Origin of the sequence: Microlunatus ginsengisoli (genome assembly GCF_039537205.1) — a bacterium.
Classification (GTDB): Bacteria; Actinomycetota; Actinomycetes; order Propionibacteriales; family Propionibacteriaceae; genus Microlunatus; species Microlunatus ginsengisoli.
The window spans coordinates 110,297-129,574 of sequence record NZ_BAABAB010000002.1 but is presented as its reverse complement, the minus strand read 5'-3'; the positions used below and the strand labels follow the sequence as shown (position 1 = coordinate 129,574).

Genomic DNA, 19,278 nt, shown 5'->3' with positions numbered 1-19,278 from the left:
CGCGGACGTTAGGCGACGGCCATCCGTCTGGTCGGGTCGGGGTCCTCTGGTCGAGTCTTCACACGCTCGGGTTGCTCACAGCTGGTCCGGGGTGTTGGTTCGACATAGCCGAGGTGCGCTGATGATGATCGGATGATCGTCGGCGGCCGCGACCCGTTGCAGCGACCTTGTTGCCCACTCGCTCAGGCCGGATGCGTCGATGTGGTGCGGCGCGCTGTCCTGATAGGAGCGAAGGGCTTCTCGCCCTCGCCGGAGCAAGGCGTCGGCGCCAGGAAGGTTCCCGCGTGCGGCGTGTGTAACGCCGACTGCCAGTTGGGCTAGTCCTTTCCAGAGTCCGCGGTCGGCAGCGGGAGCTGATTTCCAGGCGGTCTCCAAGACCTCGTGTGCCTGAAATGGGCGGCCGCGATCGAGAAGAGCCTGGGCGGTGGACAAGGACTTTTCCGGGGTGAGTGTCAAGTTCTCTGGCCAGGGTGGCACCCCAATCTGTCCACGGGGCAGGGGACGGCCCAGCTGGTCCCGGGGGCGGGCATTGCGGGCCTTGCCGTGGATGTCGCGGTCCCGGTCGCTGATGTCAGTCACGGCAGCGGTCCTCTCACCGATGCGTCTGTCTCAGGCCGCCGAACGGTCTGGACGTGAGATGGTCGATACCCACGCACGCGGTGACCCAATCAGCCCGCCGCAGATCGTGGACGCGCCGGTCTCCATCCGGAGCTGGACCGACGGTGAGTTCGTTGTCAACACTGATCGCCGTACGCTCGGGTGGTGACTGCAATCAGCCATGTCGTCCTCGTGTCCTGGAAGAGTGGGAGCCAGTGGGTCGCTGAGGACAGTGTCCGGCCAGCCATTCGCGGTTTTGTCGATACGATCCGCGGCGTGCGGTCCGTGGTGGAAGGACATTCCTCAAGTACCGAAGGGCTGGTAGAGGGATTCGACTTTGGGTTCGTCGTTACATTCGCCACCGCAGACGACCGGGATGCCTACCTGGATCATCCGGTGCATCGCCCGGTTGCCGAGGCGATCAGAAGGGCCGCCGAGCGCGTCGTGGTCTTCGACATCTGATTTGGTAGCGAGAGCCGTCGGGGCGGCAGAGGCTCGCGGGGCTCTCGAGAAGCGAGGTATGTGCCGTGCATGCGGGCTTCGAACCATGATGATCAACATTCTGTGCCAACATGTCACGACAACGAAGCCCGGACACGCTTCCCGTCTGTGGAGCGGGCTCAAAGGTCCCGAGTCAGGGCGGCCCGGCCGTGCATGGCGGACAGGATGGCGACTAGCTGTGGGTGCGGAGGGATCGTCTCGCACGTGGCGGCAAAGGGTCGCCGCCGCGTCGGGCGGGGTGTCTTCCAGCCTTCAGTCGGTTGTGGGCGCGTCGGTGGCGGAGGGCCGCTCAGGGCCGTCGCCGGCGCGGTGTTGGTATGCCGGCGGTTGGTCGGCCAAGGCGGTGAGTGCGTCCAGCTGTGCTGGCTCCAGGTGCACGTCGGCGGCGGTGGCGTTGGCGTGCAGCTCGTCGACGGTTTCGGCGCCGACGATGGCGGAGGCGACCGCGGGCCGGGACAGCAGCCAGGCCAAGGACACCTGGTACGGCTTCAGCCCCCACTCGCGGGCGAGCCGGTCGACCTCACGCGCGATGGCGATCTCGGTCGGGGTGAAGCCGGCGCCTTGGAAGCGTTGGTCGCCGGAGACCGCGCGGTCGAGCACCCCCAGATCGGCCAGCAAGCCGCCGTGCAGCGGCGCGTAGGGCACGATCGAAACGCCGAACCGGTCACTAGCCGGGCCGAGTTCTCGCTCGGCGGCCCAGTCCAGCAGGCTGTACTTCACCTGGGCAGCGACCGGTGCCTGAAGGCGGCGGTCGTCGGCGATCCACAGGGCCTGGATCAGCTGCCAGGCGGGATGGTTCGACAGGCCGACGTAGCGGATCTTGCCCTGCCGGATCAGGTCGTCGTAAGCAGCGAGGGTCTGCTCCAGCGGTGTGTGGGGGTCGGGGTCGTGGGCGTAGTAAAGGTCGATGTAGTCGGTGTCCAGCCGCCGCAGGCTGGTCTCGACCTGACGGATGATGTGGCGGCGGGACAGTCCGCGGTCGTTGATGTTGTGCCCGACGATGCCGTTGGACTTGGTGGCGATCACCATCTCGTCGCGGCGGCCGCGGAGGGCGCGGCCGAGGATCTGCTCGGCGGGTTCCCGGTCGGTGGCGGCGGGGGCGCCGGGCCGGTCGAAGACCGGCATGTTGCCGTACACGTCGGCGGTGTCGACGAAGTTGATGCCGGCATCGAGGGCGGCGCCGACGACCTGGTCGGCATCCTGTGCGGTCGGCGCGACCCCGAAGGTAGCGGTGCCGAGACAGATCCGGGACACCCGCACACCGGTTGCGCCGAGAACGGAGTACTTCACGAAGGTTCCTTTGTCGTGCGGGTTGATGGTGGTTTCGTGGTCAATGGGCGGTGTAGCCACCGTCGACGGGGAGGGCGACGACGATGACGAAGCTGGCGCCGGGGCTGCACAGCCACAGCACCGCGGCGGCGATCTCCTCGGCTTCGCCGAGCCGATTGATCGGCTGATCTGCCAGCGCCTGGTCGAGGTTAAGCTCACCGGTGGCGAGCATGTCGGCGACCATCGGGGTGGCGATGGTGCCGGGACAGACAGCGTTGATCCGCACTCCACGCGGCGCGTACTCCAGCGGCGCTGCTGGTCAGGCCGAGAACGCCGTGCTTGGTGGCGTGGTAGGCGGCCCGGCCCGGGCTGCCGACCAGCCCGCCCAGGGAGGAGCAGTTCACGATCGCACCGCTGCCCTGGCTGCGCATCACCTTCAGTTCGTGCTTCATGCAGGCCCACACACCGCGCAGGTTGATCGCGGTCACCCGGTCGAACGCCTCCGCCGGCTCGTCCGCGGCGTCGCAGACAGAGAGCTGGATGCCGGCGTTGTTGAACGCCATGTCGAGTCGGCCGAATCGGTACACGGTGGCGGCAACCATCGCAGCCACCTGGTCTTCGGCGGCGACATCGCAGCGCACCGCCAGGATTTGATGGCCGGCGCCGGCCAGCGCGTCGGCGGCCGACGTCAATGCGGCCCGGTTGCTGTCGGCCAAGACCACGGAGGCGCCAGCTTCGGCGAAGGCCCGAGCGGTGGCCAGTCCCATGCCGGAACTGGCACCGGTGACCAGGGCAACCTGGCCGGTGAAGTCGTAGGTCGGGTTCATCGCTGTCTGCTCCTTCAGCTGGGGCTCTCCCAAAGAACACTAACCGAGTGGTAGTTTTTCGTCAAAGCGATGAATGGGAGGCTGAGGTCATGCCGAGCACAGGAACTCCGCGGGGCCCGTACCGCACCGGGATCCGGCGGCGCGAACAGATCGTCGCCGTCGCCATTGAGGTCTTCGGCGAACTCGGATACGCGGGCGGCTCGATCCGCACCATCGCTGACCGGGTCGGCGTCTCCCACGCCACTCTGCTGCAGCACTTCGGCAGCAAGGAGGGCTTGCTGACAGCCGTGCTAGAAGAGTGGGACCGGCGGGCGTTCGAGAACGGCCTCAGCGACGTCTCGGGTTTGGACTACTTCCGTCGGCTGCCGCAGGCCACGACCGCCGCTTCGGGGAACCGCGGGCTGCAGGAGCTGTTCACCACGATGGCCGCCGAGGCCTCCAGCCCGACCCATCCCGTCCACGCCTTCATCCAGCGGCGATACGCCAACCAGTTCGCCACCCTCGCCGCACATCTACAGCGAGCGGTCGACGCCGGCGACGTAGCTCCGCTCACCGCCGACCAGATCGACCTCGAGGTGCGCCTTGTCACCGCCGTACTCGACGGCATCGGGTTGCAATGGCTTCTCGACCCCTCGACCGACGTCACCGCCAGCGTCCAGACCTACATCACCCGCACCATCGCTGCCTGGCGAGCGAGCGGTAGGGCCGCACGGATCAACCGCCATACCAAGTCGACGCCAACTCGGCGTGGCTAACGCTCGTCGGAGGCCCCGACCAGTCCGTCGACGAGCTTCGCGACCGACCGTCTGATCGGGTCGCTGACGTGCTGACAGCGGAACGGCCGGCCCGTGGTTCACCGCCTTGCTGCCGGTTCTGTCCAATCCGTCCGCCGGCTTCTGCCGGCGGGAGGGCAGCGGGCCAGGGGACAGGTTCATCGAGGGTAGCCGACCGTCGAACACGGCGCCGACGGAACCGTTCCGGGTGTCGTGTGATGAAACCGGAGGCCGCGGCACGACTACCCGGTTAGGGGCGCACCCGGCGCCTCGGCGAGAGGGTGGTGGAAACCCCGCGATCGGCGGAAGACTGGAATGCCCTGAGGCGGCTCGCCGCCGATGATGTGATCAAGGTCGAAGTTTGGCCCTGGTGAACCGCGACGCCGACGGGAATATTCACGTCGTGGACATCACCCCCGAGACCGGCATCGGAGCCGCCATCGGGGCCGTCGGTTGCGCACTGGTCGTCTCCTCTTTCCGCAGTCCCTGATCGCCAAGGCGCGGTCGGAGCCGCGGTCGGCGCGGGACCAGGCGCCGCTCGATCGGGTCACGAAACGCAGGGGATTCGGTCAGTTCAACGCACGAAGGTTCCTTCGGCTTGGGTGTAGGCGAGGCGGGACCCGTCTCTAGAGATGGCGAAGCCACTTGCTCGTGACGCGCTGGGGTAGCGGATGATCTGGACGGCGTCCTGGCCAACCTCTTTGCGGTAAACAGCCGCGGGTCCGGCCGGGTCTGATGATTCCTGCTGCTGCCAGACCAAGACCCGACCATCACCGCTCGGTCAGGCTTGCCTCCTCAGGTCCATGGTTCTCCACCGTGATCCGGGCGAGCACTTCGGTCGGCGACGCCTTGGCATAGGAGGTTTCGACCACCCAATACCGGTCGTCGTCGAACACGCCGGTGTCCATCAGTTCGAACTCGGGGTCATCGTGGGAGCGTCGGGAGTTCTCCTCCACCAGCCGCTGGTACGGGAACGCCGCCTGCGGGTAGTGGTAGCGCCAGCGCAGCCAAGCATGCGAGGGCAGGCCATCGATGTACCACCAGTACTCGTTGACGTCCTCGCCGTGGTTGCCCTCCGGGCCGGTCAGGCCGAACATCCGCTCCTTGAGGATCGGGTCGACACCGTTCCAGAGTGCCACCGCCAAACACAGGTCGTGCCCGATTTCAGAGATGCCGGCCATCCCGTCTTCGTTCCACCGGTAGGCACGGGACCGCGCGTGGTCGTGGGGGAATGAGCTCCAGGCATCGCCACTGTCGCTGTAGTCCTCCCGAACCGTCCCCCACGCACGTTCGGAGAGGTAGGGACCCCACTCGTACCAGGGGTTGGCGCCGGTCAGGTCATCCTCGGCCCGCGCGGTCGCCTCCGCCAGCCGGCGGTGCTCGGCAGTCATGCCTGCACCAGAATCAAGAGAACTCGACCCAGACATGGTCACGGCGACAGCGCTCCTCGAACGTTTCGCAACATTTACTGACGGATTTCGTCACCCGGTCGCGTCGGGGCGGTGGCGCCACCTCGTCGTGAACGCCGGCGCGACCCTCCTCGCACATCGACCTCCGTCCACCCGCCCGCCGACTCTGCACGGTCCAAACGCACTGCGGCTGCCGGCATGTGGACGCCCCCGGGGCCGGAGCCCCGGGGCGCGGCAACAACCCAACTCCTCATCAGCCGGGGGTGTCGACCCCGTGGCTGGCAACAACAGATGAACATCCCACCAACCAGCGGCGGCCGATTACCCCACGGTTCTGGGTCCGTTCTGCTGGCCGCTCGCTTGCGTCCCATTTTGTGCGGCATCGGCGCCGAGCCAGGGCGGCATCGGCTAGCGTTTGCGCCCCGGCCGTCGGTGATGTGGCCGGGGCGGTGAAATGTCGTATCAGCGGAAGGCGCTCGATGAGTTTTTCGGACTTCTTTTGGCTCCTGATCTGGAGCTTCCTGTTCGTGATGTACCTGATGGTGTTGTTCCAGATCTTCGGCGATCTGTTCCGCGATCGTGAACTCGGCGGGGGTGCGAAAGCATTGTGGACGATCGGGTTGATCTTTGTTCCGTTCCTCGTCATGTTGATCTATCTGATCGTGCGGGGTCGCGGGATGGCCGAGCGTCAGGCCGGTGCGGTCCGGGAGGCTCGGGCTGCGACGGATGAGTACATCAAGTCGGTGGCCGGCCCTTCGAGCCCGGCGGATCAGATTGCCTCTGCCAAGAGCCTGCTCGACAACGGTTCGATCACACCGGCCGAGTTCGACCAGCTGAAAGCCAAGGCGCTCGCCTGATCGACGGCCTGGTCCGGTGGCTGGTTCGACGACCGGATGTGACCGACGCATGATCAACACCTGCTACGGAGCAGCTACGCACTGGCGTGGGGCCCTCGGTCGTCCTGTCCACTCAGCGGACGGACTGCCATCACGTACGTCGCCGCTCAGGACAACGAGCGACATGGTCCGACCCCACCTGGTGTTCGGAGTGTGTGACATATCTGACTGCCCGCCAGCTGCGGGAGACAATGAAAGGGAATCAGATGACTGACAAGAACGGCGCCGCAGAGGATCTGTATGTGGCCGCCTACAGCGACCCCAGCACGGCGGAAGAGGACTGGAACGCGCTCAAGAAGCTCGCAGCGGACGACGTGATCAAGGTGGGGGCACTGGCCCTGGTGACGCGTGACAGCGACGGCAAGCTCCATGTCAAGGACACCACGAATGAACCCGGCATCGGCGCTGTGGTCGGGGGCGTCGGTGGCGCCCTGGTCGGTCTGATCTTTCCGCCGGCGCTGCTGGTGTCGGCTGCAGTCGGGGCGGGCGTCGGTGCCGGTACCGGTTCGGTCATCGATCGGGTGATCAAGCGCCAGATCAGGTCCGACGTCGAGTGGGCCGTGCCGGTCGGCGGGTCAGGCATCGTGGTGGTCTTCGACGAGCAGTGGGTCGACGAGGTCGAGAAGACCGTCACTCGAGCGGACAAGATCTCCCGGAACCACCTCCACGATGACGACGACCTCCAGGAGAGCGCCACCCACTAGTGGCGTGTTAGTGAAGTCTTCTTACGTTCGATTTTGGTGAGGATCTGGTTTGGTGTCTTGGTCCAGATGAAGGGGTGTCGGCGGTTGTTCCAGCCGTTGATGAAGTCGCGGATCTTGCCGGTCAGTTCGCGGACGGAGCGGAAGGTGCCGCGGCGGATCGCTTGGCGTTCGATGATCCCGAACCAGACCTCGACCAGGTTCAGCCAGGATCCGGAGGTCGGGGTGAAGTGCACGTGGATCCGCGGGTTCGCGGCGAGCCAGTCGCGGACCTCGACGCGTTTGTGGGTGGCGTAGTTGTCCATCACCAGGTGCAACTCCACCTCGGGGTAAGGCGCGGGCGACATGCTTGAGGAACGCCAGGAACTCCTGGTGGCGGTGCCGTTGTTTGCACAACCCGGTGACCTTCCCGGTCGCGATCTCCAACTACGTGCTGGGCGGTTAGTGGAGGAGGTAGTGAAGGACGATCATTGGCAGGCCGAAGGAGCCGCCGATGATCATCTGGATCGCCAACGCCCGGCCCCGGATGCCGGCCTGATGAGCCGCGTATGCTGACGCGCCGGCCAGTAGTGCGGCCGTGTATACCAACGCGAACCAGACCGAGGCAGGGACGCTCAGGCCTAGCATTAGCCCGACCGTGAACATGAGGATCGGCCCTAGCGAGCCAATCAGAATTGGGTTGTTCGTCCGGAGTGCGCGCCGGACCCGGTCGGGCGTCGAGCCCTCCCGATCCTCGTCCCCGACCCCGCTGGCATCCCTGTAGACGTGAGCAAGCCAGTAGATGGCCACGACGAGCACGATGGTCGTGGCCACGTGCCTGCTGGTCGGGCCGTCCACACTCGACACGGCCAGGACGGATGCCGAGACGAGCGCCCCATACAGCAGTTCGGGCATGATGCGGGGGAGTACCAATCCGTCATCGGCTCTGCGATCGCCAGCTCGGATGTCGCCCGTCATGCCGCCAAATCTATCCGCGCACACTTCAACTGCACACCAACGCTCGCCAACGGCACCGACGACCGGTCGCCTACGTGGACGGGCCGGCCAGGTCCTGCGCCGCGGTGAGCAGCCGCCTAGCTCGGCTTTGCCCTGGCTGACCGGAACCATGGTCTGTCTGCAGGACGACCTCCAACAACTGGAAGTAGTGAGGTACCGGAGGAAATCATGATGTGGGATGCTTCACGGGGTCGTCCAGAGCGTTGGGTCGGGTGAGTGCAGCGGTGACCAGCAACCAGAGTGAGCCTAAGCGTCGGGTCAAGATTGCGCGCGACCCGCTAGGCATGATCAACAGCGAAGGTATGATCACCGGAACTGTCGTGTCCGCTGCAGCCATAGCTGCGTCGGCTGGGCATTTCGAAGAGACCCGGCTCCTCGTGACCGTTTTCGGTACCGCCTTCATCTACTGGCTGGCCCATGTGCACGCAAGGACCCTCGGCGACGCGGTCAAGCACCACAAGCATCCGATGGCCGCATTGTCGGAGTCTGTTGCCGAGACATGGCCCATCCTCGCTGCGGCCGTCGTACCGGCCGTGATCCTGGTCCTCGTCCAGCTGATGGGCGGCACCGTCCTAACCGCCGCCTGGTGTGCCGTCATCGCCTGCATGGTCCTACTGACCGTGTACAGCTTCGTCGCAGCCCGACGTGGTGGACTCGGGACCGCCCAAAGTATCGGGAGCGCCGCGATCGGTGCGTTCCTTGGACTGTTGATAATTGCGTTGAAGGCAGGCCTTCACTGACCAAGGTGAGCAGCGAGGACCCGACCGCAGTGCCCGAGGACACGGAGCGCGGTGCACGCCGAGCGGATCGAGGCGCCTTGAGCTTGCGTGGTCTGCGGCAAGACGGACGACAGCTTTGACGCGGAGTACCCGCGCAACCGGCTGCATGCTTTCGACAAGTCGGTGTGATGTTCTCCAGCCGGATCCGACCACGTACTCCCGCCCAGCGTCCACATCCTCGGTAACGGGTTGATGTCACCGTGGTGTGACGAGAACGGGAATCCTAGGCTCACCGCGTTCTCCCAGGCCCTGCCGGTTCAGCAGCGTGCCGGCGGGGCCGATCATGCGGGCGAGGACGCCAGCCTTGGCCCGATGTGTAGGTGCCTGCGGAACGGCACTCTTTCAGTCCTTACGCGGGGCGCGCACCCTGTCGAGTTGCGCCCGGCGCCCGGCGCCGCGCAGGCGTCGGCGGGGTGCTCAGTCGGCCGTTGCGGCACGAAAGGCGGGTACACGTCAGCCGCCGATCGGCGTCCCGGCGAGCAGCACGTCGGCGGGCACGTCCCGGCGCGTCCATTCTGCGCGCGGTTCGTTCAGCCAGGTGTTGTCGGCGGCCGGCGTGGCGGCGGGCATGGCGAACCGCTGCGGGTAGAGCGCGACGGTCGACCGGTTCTGCCGGGCCTCCCGGAACGCGCCGGCGGCTCGCGGCGGCACCTGCAGCAGGATCGAGAGTGTGTTGTCGTCCCCGGCGAGCATGGCGTCCCGGTTCACCTTGTGTCGGGTCCCGTCGATCACGGCCCACAGCGCCGACTCGTTGAAGCGGGGCGTGTTGTCGAGCACCAGCCGGACCTTGGTGGCGATCTGGTCGACCCGGCCGACGGCGATGTCGCCGGACAGTGTGTTTCGTTCGGCCAGGCAGGGGTCGGCCATGGTCGCCTCCGCCCAGGCGGCCTCGAAGGCGGTGACGGCCCGGTAGGCGCTGTGGGTGTGGGTGGCGTGCGACGACGCGGCCCGGGCCCAGGCCATGGCCTCCTTGACGGCCAGGGTGGTGCGCAGCTCGTCCGGCAGGGCACGATCGCCGCCGTGGTCGAACGCGAGGCCGACCAGGGCGGTGAGCAGCTCGGCCTGGCCGGCGGTGCGGGCGACGCGGGCGGTGCCCGACCAGGCGGTCGCCCAGTCCTGCCAGCGGCGCGGGCTGTGCCGCTCGGCGAGCCAGAACCGGTGGGCCAGCGTGCTGGTCAGGACGGGACGCAGCACCGAGAACCTCATCGAGGCGACCAGGGTGAGCCGGTTGGCGGCCGACACGTAGCGGCGGCGTTCCGCCTCGCTGCGGTCGGCGGCACGGCGGAAACCGGCGATCACCTGCCGGACGGTGGCGTCGTCGGCGAACAGCACCGGCAGGGGACGGGTCAGATCCGGTCGGCCCGGCACGGGGAGCTGGGCCTCCAGCAGGTCGATCACCGTCCCGGCCGACCGGGCCTGCAGGGGAGCCATGTCGCCGGCGAGGTCGACGACCTTCACCCGTCCACTGGAGTCGGTGAACACCAGCTGCCGGGGCCGGTCGCACGGCGCCGCGAAGCCGGAGCGGATGATCACGTCGCGCGCGTCGGCGGCCCGCTGCCGCATCACCCGGTCGTACTCGGCAACACCGGTGACCCCCGCCCGGCCGGCGGGGATGGGTGCAGCGCTGGTGGATGGCTGGCGGCGCGGCGTCGAATACCGGCTGGGGGCTGAGTCGGGACGGGTGGAGGTCTCGGTCAGGTCTGGAACGACGGACGTCATGCCCGTCCCGTGTGCGGCGGCACCCCGAACCGGGTCGGCCCGCGACCGGTTCCGGACCTGCGCGTCGCACCGGCCGCTGTCGTTCGATCCGGTCAGTCCGCACACGGGTGATACGTGACGACCTTGACCAGAGCATCTGTCCGCCGGCCCACCGCCCCGCACCTGTCGGTGCTCGCGACCTGGCGTGCGCTCGCCCTGGAGATGATGCCGTACCTGTCGACGATCCTTCTCCGGCTGGACGTGTGGGATGCGCCCGGTCTGGGCACCTTCGCGGTGGACAAGCGGTGGCGGCTCTACATCGACTTCGACCACTGCATCGCGAACGAGTCGGTACAGCTCGGCGCGGAGTCGCTGCTGCACGAGTGCGGCCACCTGGTCGGCGAGCACGCCCGGATCGCGGACGAGCTCGGCGTCCGGACCCCGCAGGATGCGGAGATCTGGAACGCCGCCGCGGACTCGGCCTGGAACGACGACCTGGAGGCCGCGGGCTGCGCCGAGCTCGCCAAGATCGGCGTCACTCCGGCCAGGATCGGCGCCCCGACCAACCAGACACCGCAGTTCTACTACGGCGTGCTGATGAAGAAGATCCGCGAACAGCAGGCCCGGGCCGGCGGTCGCGGCGGGCGGCAGCCCCAGGGCGGTGCCGCGGACCAGCCCGCAGCCGGAGGATCGCCCGGCGGAACCGGGCCACAGCCGTCGTCCCCAGCGCCTGGCGGTACCGGCCAGGACGGGCAGCGGCCGTACCAGGGCTGCGGATCGGGGTCGGGGAATCTGCCCGCGCCGTGCGAGTTCGGCGACGACGACGAATCCGGTTCGCCGATCACTCCGATCGAGGCGATGACGATCCTGGTGGAGACCGCCGAGCAGATCGTGAAGTCGCGGGGCGCCGCGCCTGGGACGATGGTGGAGGCGGCGCAGGCGTTGCTGGCGCCGAGCCGGACCCCCTGGCAGCGGCTGCTCGCCGCCCACGTCCGCGCCGCCTACCTGTTCGCCGCTGGGCAGGTCGACCAGTCCTACCTGCGCCGCTCCCGCCGACGCGACAACATCACCCTCCGCCCGCTCGGCGGCGGGCCGGCCCGCAAGCTGATCCGGCCGGGCTGGGTCGCGCCGAAGCCGATCATCGAGGTCGTCGTCGACACGTCCGGCTCCATGGTCGTGGCGGAGGTGATGGCCTGCCGGTCCGAGATCGAGGCGATCGCCCGCAGACTCGGCTGCCGCGACGACGCGCTGACCGTGACCGAGGTCGACGCGGCAGTCCAGTCCAGCCAGAAATACCGCTCCGCCCGCGCGCTCGGCGGCATCCACGGACGGGGCGGCACCGACATGCGGGTCGGCATCGCGCACGCGCTGAACCGGCGCCCCCGGCCCGACGTGCTGCTCGTCATGTCCGACGGTTACACGCCCTGGCCCGCTGAGCGGACGCCGGTCCCGCTCGTCGCCGTGCTGATCGGCAGGAACCCGCCGAGGCCGCCCGGATGGGTCCGGACCGTGGTGATCGACAACCCGACCGCGACGTAGCCCCGTCGGCAACCGGCGCCGGGGATTCAAGGGCCGCCGCACACGACAAGGTCATGATCGACATCGCCAATCTCGCCGACCTGGGTCTCGAACCGGAGGCCATCACCAAGCCCGCCCCTGTCCCGGAGGAGCCGCCGATCCCGCTCGCGCTGACGCCGGGGTCGCCACTGGCCCGATGCCTGTACGAGGTGTGGAGCGGTCGGCCGGTGACGGTGGTGAAGGCCGCGCCCGGATCCGGGAAGTCGACGCTGATCGCCCGGCTGGTCTGCCTGCTGCTGAGCCGGACCGAGCTGTCGGTCACGATCCTGGCCCCGACCCGCGATGCCGCGTTCGACCTGGCCGAACGGGTGGGGGAGGCGTTGTCGGTCAACTGCGGCCCGCAGAGCCGTTACGTGTGCCTGTTCGGCGTCTCCCGCCCGGAGGAGTTCCCCACCCACTGGTCGGTGCCGAGGCTCACCCAGCTGGTCGCCCGCCACGCGACGGTCCGCACCGTCGCGTCCGCGTCCGGGCTGCACAACCCGGTGACGACTGAGGTCGTGATCGTCGACGAGGCCTACCAGACGACCCTCTCCGACATGGCAGTCGCGCTGCGCGACGCCAAGCAGGTCGTCCTCGTCGGCGACCCCGGCCAGATCGGTCCCGTGGTCACCGTCGACGACTCGGTGTGGGCGCGGCAGCCCACGTCACCGACCCGCCGGGCACCGGAGATGCTGCTGGAACGCTCCGACGCGATCCTGGTCGAGCTGGGCACCACCTACCGGCTGGGCCCGGCATCGACCGAGCTGCTGAACACCCTGTACGACTTCCCGGTCGCCTGCGGCCGGTCCCCGCGCCACGTCGTGCACCGGCCGGGCGTCGACCCCGCCGGGCTGCGCACCGCCGACGGCGGCCTGCCGGAGATCGTGCGCCGCCAGGTGCCGGCGGTGGCCGATCGGAACGATCCCGGCTACCTGCGGGCCGTCGCCGACACGGCCCGCTCCTACGTGGGACGCACCGTGCACGCCAGCACACCGGCCGGCGACATGATCGACTTCCCGCTGGCCGCGTCCGACATCTGCGTGGTCGCCGCCTACCGGACCCAGATCACCCGGCTCGCCGCCACCCTCGACTCGTTCAAGATCGGGATGTTCAAGGTCGGCACCGCCGATGCGCTGCAGGGCGGCCAGTGGCATGTCGTGGTGGCGGTCGACCCGCTGATAGCCGCCGACACCGCCGAAGGCCACAACGCCTCCCTCGGCAGGCTGACGGTGATGTTGTCCCGGCACATGACCCACCTGGTCTGGGTATGCGACAGCCGCTGGTCGGAGGTGCTGGACGCCACCCCGTCCACCGAGGCCACGCTGCCTGCCAGCCGTGCCGTCCGCGCGCGGTTGGCGGCCGCACCCGAACTCGGCTGAACCGACCAGAGGCCGTCAGTCATCGACTGGCGGATGACACTAACCGAGCAAGGCCGTCCGGTGCTGCCAGGCGAGTGCCAGGCAGGCTGCGCTTGTCTGTCCGAGCGGGCGCTCGGTGGTGAACGACTCGACGGTCTCTGCTACGAACGGGTGCCCCTGGACGAAGTCGTCGGTGTCGGGCGAGGCCAGCACGTCACCCTCCGGATTCGCGGCGACCATGTCCCGGAAAAGCCGGTCGAAGGTTTCGTCCTCGAACACGGCCGCGGTGGCGATGGAGGAGTTCAGGCTCAGGGCGTCGAGCACGACGCCGAGAGCATAGACACGCAGCCGACCCGCCCGCCTGGCCTCGGTCATGTCGCGGTAGAACGGCCAGGTCGCGTAGTCGACTGGGACGCCGCTGCTTCCGTCGTGCTCGGGCTGGCCGAGCAGCTCCTCGCTGTACTCGCGGACGATGTTTCGCCACAGATCCAAGTCCTCGCCGATGCTGTCGGCGGCGATGCTGGCCGGCTGGAACTCGCCGGCCGGCAGGAGGCTGTAGTGCCGCCCGTTGGTGACGTGATCCGGGTTCCGCTGAAGCAGGAAGAAGCTCGCCCGGCCGGTGGCACGGTCCTGTCGCAGGGTCAGTGTGCTGATGCCCGGATTCACCGGCCTGCGCTGCAGATCGAACGGGTCCCCGATCAGAGAACGGAACGGCAACGACGGCCAATCGAGCCCGCCGGCGAGCTCGGCGAGGGCCGCCTCGTGGCTCAGCGGCTCGCCGACGTCGAGCTTCTCGAAGAAGCTGGAGAGACCGAAGGTCATCGTCCCTCGGCCGTCGTGCCAGGCGAGGTCCAGCAGGCGGTAGCTGTGCCGGTTCTCGAACAGGGCCGGCGGCCGGATGTAGCGGATCGCCGTGCTGTACCGGGCGAAAGCGTTGCCGGGGGAGCGCAGCGGCAGGGTGGGCCGCGCCTCGGCCTCCTGGCCGGTGAACCGGGGTTCCGCCGCATGATCCCGCCAGTTCAGGTCGATGGACTCGATCGGCACCGGCTTGTCCGGCATCCACGACGGCCGGCTGAGTGCCGGCAGTTCGCCGACCCGGAGGTCACACGGGTACAGGTCGGCGGCGCGGGCGGCCAGCCCGATCCCACGGTCCCGCAGATAGCGGCGCACCTCCTCCCATTGCTGCTGGCTGGTTGCGACGACCGCCTCGGGCGAGGCGTGGACGGGGAGAATCCGGTCCGGTTGGCGATCGATCCGGGTGGGCGGTGAACTGATCAACAGGACGAATCGTCGGCGAGTCGGTTCGTCGGCGTCGATCAGCACCCGGTCGAGAATTTCGCTGGTCGCGGGCCGCAGCCGGGCCTCAGGTTTCGCGTGCCACTTCGCGACCGTCCGGACACCCACGCCGAGCCTTGCGGCGAACGCCTCTTGGGACAGACGGGTCGCTGTCTGCAGAGCAGCGGCCATCGCCCCCGTCCAGATGGCCACCACGTCCGCTGATGGATCGACGACGGCCGGATCCGAGGACGTTTGTCCCGGGGTCAGGCTGTCGCGGTCGGTGTTCGGGCTCATGGGACGTCCGGATCGGTTGCCGGTCGCCGAGTCTGGCGCCCGGGCACCGGCTCGACGACAGATCGCCCGCCGTGGATCAGCGAGCGCTGCGGCTGTCCTATGGTCACCGGTGCCCGCACATCCTCTCGGCTTGTTCGTTCGCCGTGGCAGCCCCACGGTAACGCGCCGCATGCAGCGGCTGTCGGGCTCCCGCCGCCACGATCAGCTTCCGGCTCGGACGCCCGCGGGTCATGGCCTGTGCGCCGTACCGGGCGGGCCGCGGCGCCGGCCCCGTCGCCGGTGGATGCCGCGCAGGGCCTGTCGGCGGCCGGACGTCTCATCGACCTCGGCGACGGGACGGGCCAGGCGCTCGATGGCGGCGGGACAGGTGTGTGTGCGGGCCACCGCGTAGGTCCGATGGCACGCCGGGCAGGTCCGGACCAGCTGGCCGGGCCGGCCCTTCACCAGCCGGTTGTACACCGCCCCGGGCGCGTCGCCGGCGGCCAGCTCCTCGAAGACCCCCGGCGGCACGACCGTCCCGTAGACACGTCCCGGCCGCCTGTTGCCGTCCGCGTCGGTGCGCGGGCGGGTCTGCATGATCAACAGCCGGTCGACGTCGGAGTAGGCGACGGCCGCGATCCAGCTCGACCGCACCGCCCGCAGGCTCTGACCGTGGGCGGCGAGACGCTGCCGGTGCCTCTCGATCAGATCACCGGCCTGCCGCAGACCGAGGGTGGGGCGCCGGGCCTCGAGCACGGCCGCGACCGCCTCCGAGACCTGGGCGTCGGTGGCGCCGCCGAAGCCGAGTCCCGAGACCGACCAGGCGCCCGGGCTGTGCTGCACGGCGCGGACCCAGGCGGTGATCCGGTGACCGTCGGCGTCGGCTGCCTCGACCGGGATGTCGAACGCTCCGCGGGTATGCGCGGCGAACGAGCGGATCGAGGTGGCCGACGGCATCCGCAGCCGGAAGCCGCAGCCCGTGTAGGTCATCCGGTGGGTGCGGCGCAGCCCGGTCTCGGCCCGGCCGGGGGTGCGGTGCGGGGTCCAGTCGCCCGGCAGCTTCGGGTAGGAGGCGCCTTCGCCACCCCATTCCGCGACCGACGCCTGGGTGTCCCACCAGTCGCCGATCCCGCCCGAGGACGGCTCGGTGGTGTAGGTCGCCGGCACGTGCTCGCCGTCGCGGATGGCGCCGACCCGGGCGTCGGACAGGTCGACGTCGGCCTCGCGGCGGAAGGTCGGCTTCCACTGACCACCGGCGGAGCGGGGCGCGCCCGCCGGCTGGCGTGGCTGGTCGGAGCTCGTCATGCCCCACCGGTGTGCGGGGCTCAGGCGGGCATCAGCTGGCGGTGCCGTCTCGTCTGCCCGCCCCGAGTTCCGCGACCAGCGATCCCCGGCTCGACGGCGGCGGCCGACCAGTGACAGCCGGCTGCGGATTTTGTCAGCTCGCCGCGTATGCCTCCCGGATCTCGCGGCTCACGCGACCGCGGTCGCTGACCTGATAGCCGTTGTCTCGCGCCCATTCGCGGATGGCGCCGTTGTCGGTCGGTTTGGCGCTGGTGCGCGCGCGCCGCGTCGTCCGGCCGCCGGTCTGCCGGGCCGCAGCGATGTAGGGCGCAAGGACTCGGTCGAACTTGCCGGCGTTCTTGTCGTTGAGATCGATGGCGTACTCGGTTCCCTGATACGTGAACACGACCGTCTGACCGCCGGCGGCGATCTCCTTGCCGTCGAGATCGTCGATCAGAATGAGTTGTGTGCGCTGGGCCATGATCTTTCCTCAGTCGTCCTGCACTTGGAGAGTTTGATCATAGGCTGTTGGTGCTGGCTTCGGGAAACGATTCCACGCGAGTTTGGTCACGCGGTTCCTGGACGACGATTGCGACCCCGGGTCTAGGCGCTGGTGGAGCATCCCGCGCGTATTCCGGTCAGTGAGCCCTGCGGCGGAGTCGCCGGCGCGTGGGGTCTCTCCGGGGAGAGGAATGGCCGCCGCGACCTGATGAGGTAGCCGCGCGATCGCGACGTATCCGGGCCAGGAAGGTAACGGGGGGGGGGAAGCCTCGACGGCAGGCGGAACCGCGGCCAGAATGAGGGTGTGGGAGATGTGTTGTGGCTCCGCGGAGCCGACGGCCCGGCTACGTGCGCGGATCGATCGGCCGGTCGACCGCGTCACGGCCAGGCCGACCTCCGGGGCGTGGCCGCTGTTGCGTCGGCTGCCGCACACAACCAAACCATGACTCGCGACGCGCGGCACGGCTCGAACCGATCGAGAAGCTCAGCGGACGACGTGGAATTCGTTCCTCCCGCACAGCCCCTTGTGCTCACCCCGCGTGCCTACCGGGCGCTGCTCGCACTGCTGGAGGAGGCGGCCGCCGAGGCGCGCGCCGAGAAGGCGGCGGGGAAAGGTGAAGGCACTGGAGGCAGGATTGCGTCATGACCGCTGAGTCCGCCGGGCCGGTGGACCCGTGGGCAGACTTCGACCTGAGTACAGCCGATCATCACGAAACCGGACCTTCGCAGCGGCTGCGGTTGGCGTTCTACGGTCGCTGCTCGACCGAGGATGCGCAGGATCCGAAGACGTCGCACGACTGGCAGTTGCTGGCCGCTCGGAATTTGCTGCGAACAGCGGCGCCGGACGGCGAGATCGTGGCCGACTTTTTCGATATCGGCCAGTCGCGCGTCCTGCCGTGGAAGCGGCGGCGTGAGGCGAGCCGCCTGATGCGCGCGCTGGACCAACCGAGCCGGCCATTCGACGGCATCATCGTCGGTGAGGGCCAGCGATGCTGGTTCGGCTCGCAGTTCTCCGAGGTGGCGCCGGTGCTGGAGCACCACGGGGTGAGTCTGTGGGTGCCCGAGCTTGGTGGCTGCTACGACCCGCGCAACTCGACCCACTACATGCTGATGACGCTGACCGGCGGCATGAGCCGGGGCGAACGGCAGCGTGTGCAGGAGCGGGTCCGGCTGGGGATGGCTGTCCAGGTGGAGAACGACGGCCGCTACCAGGGCGGCCGTCCGCCGTACGGCTACACGGTCGTCGGGTATGCGCCGCATCCCAACCCGCGCAAGGCCGCCGAAGGCTTCCAGCTGAAGAAGCTGGTGCCGGACCCGGAACGTGCGGCGGTGGTCGAGCGCATCTTCGCCGATCTGCTGGCCGGCCGGTCCCTGCGGGCCATCGTCGCAGCGTTGAACGAGGAGCAGGTCCCCTGCCCGTCGGCGGCCGATCCGGCCCGGAACGCGCACCGCGACATGACTGGGTGGCAGGTCCCGACGCTGCGTGCCATCCTCACCAACCCGCGCTACACCGGCTACGAGGTCTGGGGGACCTTCAAGAAGACCGAGACGCTCATCGACCCTGAAGATCCGACCTGGGGCTACCGAACGCGTCTGGTCCGTTCCGATGCCAAGCCGGTCCGGTCACGTGAACAGACCCATGAGGCGATCGTGGACGTCGTCACGTTCACCCGGGCCAACAAGGTCCTCTCGGCCCGCGGCGCGGTGAGTCAGGTCTCGAAGTCGCGTCGCAACCGCACCCGCGGTACCTCGCACGCGCTTCAGGGACTTGTCTACTGCTCGATCTGCGGGCGGCGGATGCAAGTCAACCGCTCCGATGTGAGCAGCGCGGAACCCTCGGGCCTGCGCTACCGCTGCCGCCTCCGCGATCTGACGCCCGGCAGCGCTGCGGCCGAGCGTCATCCCAGATCGGTCTCGGTCGGCCAGGAGTTGATCTTGGGCAAGGTGCGCACCTGGATGGTCGAACTGTTCGACGGCGACCTGCGGGACGAGGCGATGGCGGGTCTGCTCGCAGCCGCAGCGGCGCCGCGGCTGGTTGACGTGCAGACCGAGCGGCTGCACGAACGCGTCGCCGCCGCCGAGACGAAGCTGCGCCGCTTCGGCCAGGCGATCGCGCTGGGCACCAATCCGGCCGCCCTGGTCGGGCCGATGAACGAGGCCCAGGAGGAACTGGCCGCCGCGCAGATCGAGTTGAGCCTCATCACCGCTCCGGCCCGGGCCCCGTCGCAGGAACGGCTCCAGCGGCTCTTCGACGACATCGGTGGACAGGTCAGGCACCTGCTGGCCCCGCAACGCAGCCCCGAACTGCTGCGGGAGTTCTTTGTGGAGACAGGACTTCGGCTGACCTGGGATCATCCCGACCGGCTTCTGCACGCCGAGCTGGACCTGTCCGAGTCGCTGAGCTCAGATTTGCGCGAGACAGGAGAAATTAGGGGGGTTAAGGGACGTGTCCGAGGGGGGACTTGAACCCCCATGCCCTGTAAGGGGCACTAGCACCTCAAGCTAGCGCGTCTACCTATTCCGCCACCCGGACGTGGGTGCTGCCAGACCGGCTGGACAGCGGAGAGAACTATAGCAACTC

The 19,278-nt window shown here is 68.7% G+C and carries 16 protein-coding genes, 1 tRNA gene and 2 pseudogenes; 8 read left to right on the top strand and 11 right to left on the bottom strand.

All coding sequences use genetic code 11. The annotated features are described in order from the left end of the window. Window positions 1–75: 75 nt before the first annotated feature. Window positions 76–579, bottom strand: a complete 504-nt coding sequence (locus ABD747_RS01130; protein ID WP_344801218.1) for a DUF309 domain-containing protein — start codon at window positions 577–579, stop codon at window positions 76–78. 183 nt (window positions 580–762) lie between these two features. Here ABD747_RS01130 and ABD747_RS01125 point away from each other — a divergent pair, with 183 nt between their 5' ends. Next, window positions 763–1,059, top strand: a complete 297-nt coding sequence (locus tag ABD747_RS01125; protein WP_344801217.1) for a Dabb family protein — start codon at window positions 763–765, stop codon at window positions 1,057–1,059. Window positions 1,060–1,350: 291 nt separating this feature from the next. Here the strand turns inward: ABD747_RS01125 and ABD747_RS01120 are convergent, their stop codons facing one another. Further along, entirely contained in the window at window positions 1,351–2,388 is a 1,038-nt protein-coding gene (locus tag ABD747_RS01120) for an aldo/keto reductase (RefSeq protein ID WP_344801216.1), read from the bottom strand. 40 nt (window positions 2,389–2,428) lie between these two features. Continuing rightward, a pseudogene (locus ABD747_RS01115) lies at window positions 2,429–3,194 on the bottom strand (SDR family NAD(P)-dependent oxidoreductase). Between the two features lie 89 nt (window positions 3,195–3,283). Here ABD747_RS01115 and ABD747_RS01110 point away from each other — a divergent pair. Further along, window positions 3,284–3,949 (top strand): TetR/AcrR family transcriptional regulator, encoded by a 666-nt coding sequence (locus ABD747_RS01110; RefSeq protein ID WP_344801215.1) that lies wholly within the window; start codon window positions 3,284–3,286, stop codon window positions 3,947–3,949. A 788-nt stretch (window positions 3,950–4,737) separates the two neighbouring features. Here ABD747_RS01110 and ABD747_RS01105 read toward each other — a convergent pair. Then, a complete protein-coding gene (locus tag ABD747_RS01105; protein WP_344801214.1) occupies window positions 4,738–5,358 on the bottom strand; it encodes a hypothetical protein in 621 nt (206 codons plus the stop codon). Window positions 5,359–5,855: 497 nt separating this feature from the next. Between ABD747_RS01105 and ABD747_RS01100 the strand changes: the two genes are divergently transcribed. Together ABD747_RS01100 and ABD747_RS01095 are read left to right on the top strand one after the other, a co-directional pair. Continuing rightward, window positions 5,856–6,233, top strand: a complete 378-nt coding sequence (locus tag ABD747_RS01100; protein ID WP_344801213.1) for an SHOCT domain-containing protein — start codon at window positions 5,856–5,858, stop codon at window positions 6,231–6,233. 245 nt (window positions 6,234–6,478) lie between these two features. Next, window positions 6,479–6,976: a DUF1269 domain-containing protein gene (locus ABD747_RS01095; RefSeq protein ID WP_344801212.1), complete on the top strand. Its 498-nt coding sequence runs from the start codon at window positions 6,479–6,481 to the stop codon at window positions 6,974–6,976. Here the strand turns inward: ABD747_RS01095 and ABD747_RS01090 are convergent. Together ABD747_RS01090 and ABD747_RS01085 are read right to left on the bottom strand one after the other, a co-directional pair. Next, window positions 6,973–7,399: pseudogene (locus ABD747_RS01090) on the bottom strand (IS630 family transposase); the annotation flags it as partial. The gene ABD747_RS01095 and the pseudogene ABD747_RS01090 overlap by 4 nt on opposite strands. A 15-nt stretch (window positions 7,400–7,414) precedes the next feature. Further along, window positions 7,415–7,930, bottom strand: coding sequence for a hypothetical protein (locus ABD747_RS01085; RefSeq protein ID WP_344801211.1), 516 nt, complete (start codon window positions 7,928–7,930; stop codon window positions 7,415–7,417). Between the two features lie 263 nt (window positions 7,931–8,193). On the opposite strand from ABD747_RS01085, the gene ABD747_RS01080 reads away from it, so the two are divergent. Beyond that, window positions 8,194–8,709 carry a hypothetical protein gene (locus ABD747_RS01080; RefSeq protein WP_344801210.1) on the top strand — a complete coding sequence of 172 codons (516 nt, stop codon included), beginning with the start codon at window positions 8,194–8,196 and terminating at the stop codon, window positions 8,707–8,709. Window positions 8,710–9,201: 492 nt separating this feature from the next. Here ABD747_RS01080 and ABD747_RS01075 read toward each other — a convergent pair whose 3' ends face one another. Then, window positions 9,202–10,467, bottom strand: coding sequence for a hypothetical protein (locus tag ABD747_RS01075; protein WP_344801209.1), 1,266 nt, complete (start codon window positions 10,465–10,467; stop codon window positions 9,202–9,204). A 123-nt stretch (window positions 10,468–10,590) separates the two neighbouring features. Here ABD747_RS01075 and ABD747_RS01070 point away from each other — a divergent pair, with 123 nt between their 5' ends. Next, complete coding sequence (locus tag ABD747_RS01070) at window positions 10,591–11,985, top strand: vWA domain-containing protein (RefSeq protein WP_344801208.1); 1,395 nt, start codon at window positions 10,591–10,593, stop codon at window positions 11,983–11,985. A 53-nt stretch (window positions 11,986–12,038) separates the two neighbouring features. Continuing rightward, a complete protein-coding gene (locus tag ABD747_RS01065) occupies window positions 12,039–13,382 on the top strand; it encodes an AAA family ATPase (RefSeq protein ID WP_344801207.1) in 1,344 nt (447 codons plus the stop codon). A gap of 39 nt (window positions 13,383–13,421) precedes the next feature. Here ABD747_RS01065 and ABD747_RS01060 read toward each other — a convergent pair whose 3' ends face one another. From ABD747_RS01060 to ABD747_RS01050, 3 genes are all read right to left on the bottom strand, one after another. Continuing rightward, entirely contained in the window at window positions 13,422–14,933 is a 1,512-nt protein-coding gene (locus tag ABD747_RS01060) for a helix-turn-helix domain-containing protein (protein ID WP_344801206.1), read from the bottom strand. 228 nt (window positions 14,934–15,161) lie between these two features. Continuing rightward, window positions 15,162–16,217, bottom strand: a complete 1,056-nt coding sequence (locus ABD747_RS01055) for a hypothetical protein (RefSeq protein WP_344801205.1) — start codon at window positions 16,215–16,217, stop codon at window positions 15,162–15,164. Between the two features lie 133 nt (window positions 16,218–16,350). Then, window positions 16,351–16,677 carry a histone-like nucleoid-structuring protein Lsr2 gene (locus ABD747_RS01050; protein WP_344801204.1) on the bottom strand — a complete coding sequence of 109 codons (327 nt, stop codon included), beginning with the start codon at window positions 16,675–16,677 and terminating at the stop codon, window positions 16,351–16,353. Window positions 16,678–17,339: 662 nt separating this feature from the next. Between ABD747_RS01050 and ABD747_RS01045 the strand changes: the two genes are divergently transcribed. Continuing rightward, window positions 17,340–19,163 (top strand): recombinase family protein, encoded by a 1,824-nt coding sequence (locus ABD747_RS01045; RefSeq protein WP_344801203.1) that lies wholly within the window; start codon window positions 17,340–17,342, stop codon window positions 19,161–19,163. Here the strand turns inward: ABD747_RS01045 and ABD747_RS01040 are convergent. Next, window positions 19,145–19,230: transfer RNA gene (locus ABD747_RS01040), tRNA-Leu, on the bottom strand. The genes ABD747_RS01045 and ABD747_RS01040 overlap by 19 nt on opposite strands. Window positions 19,231–19,278: the final 48 nt, after the last annotated feature.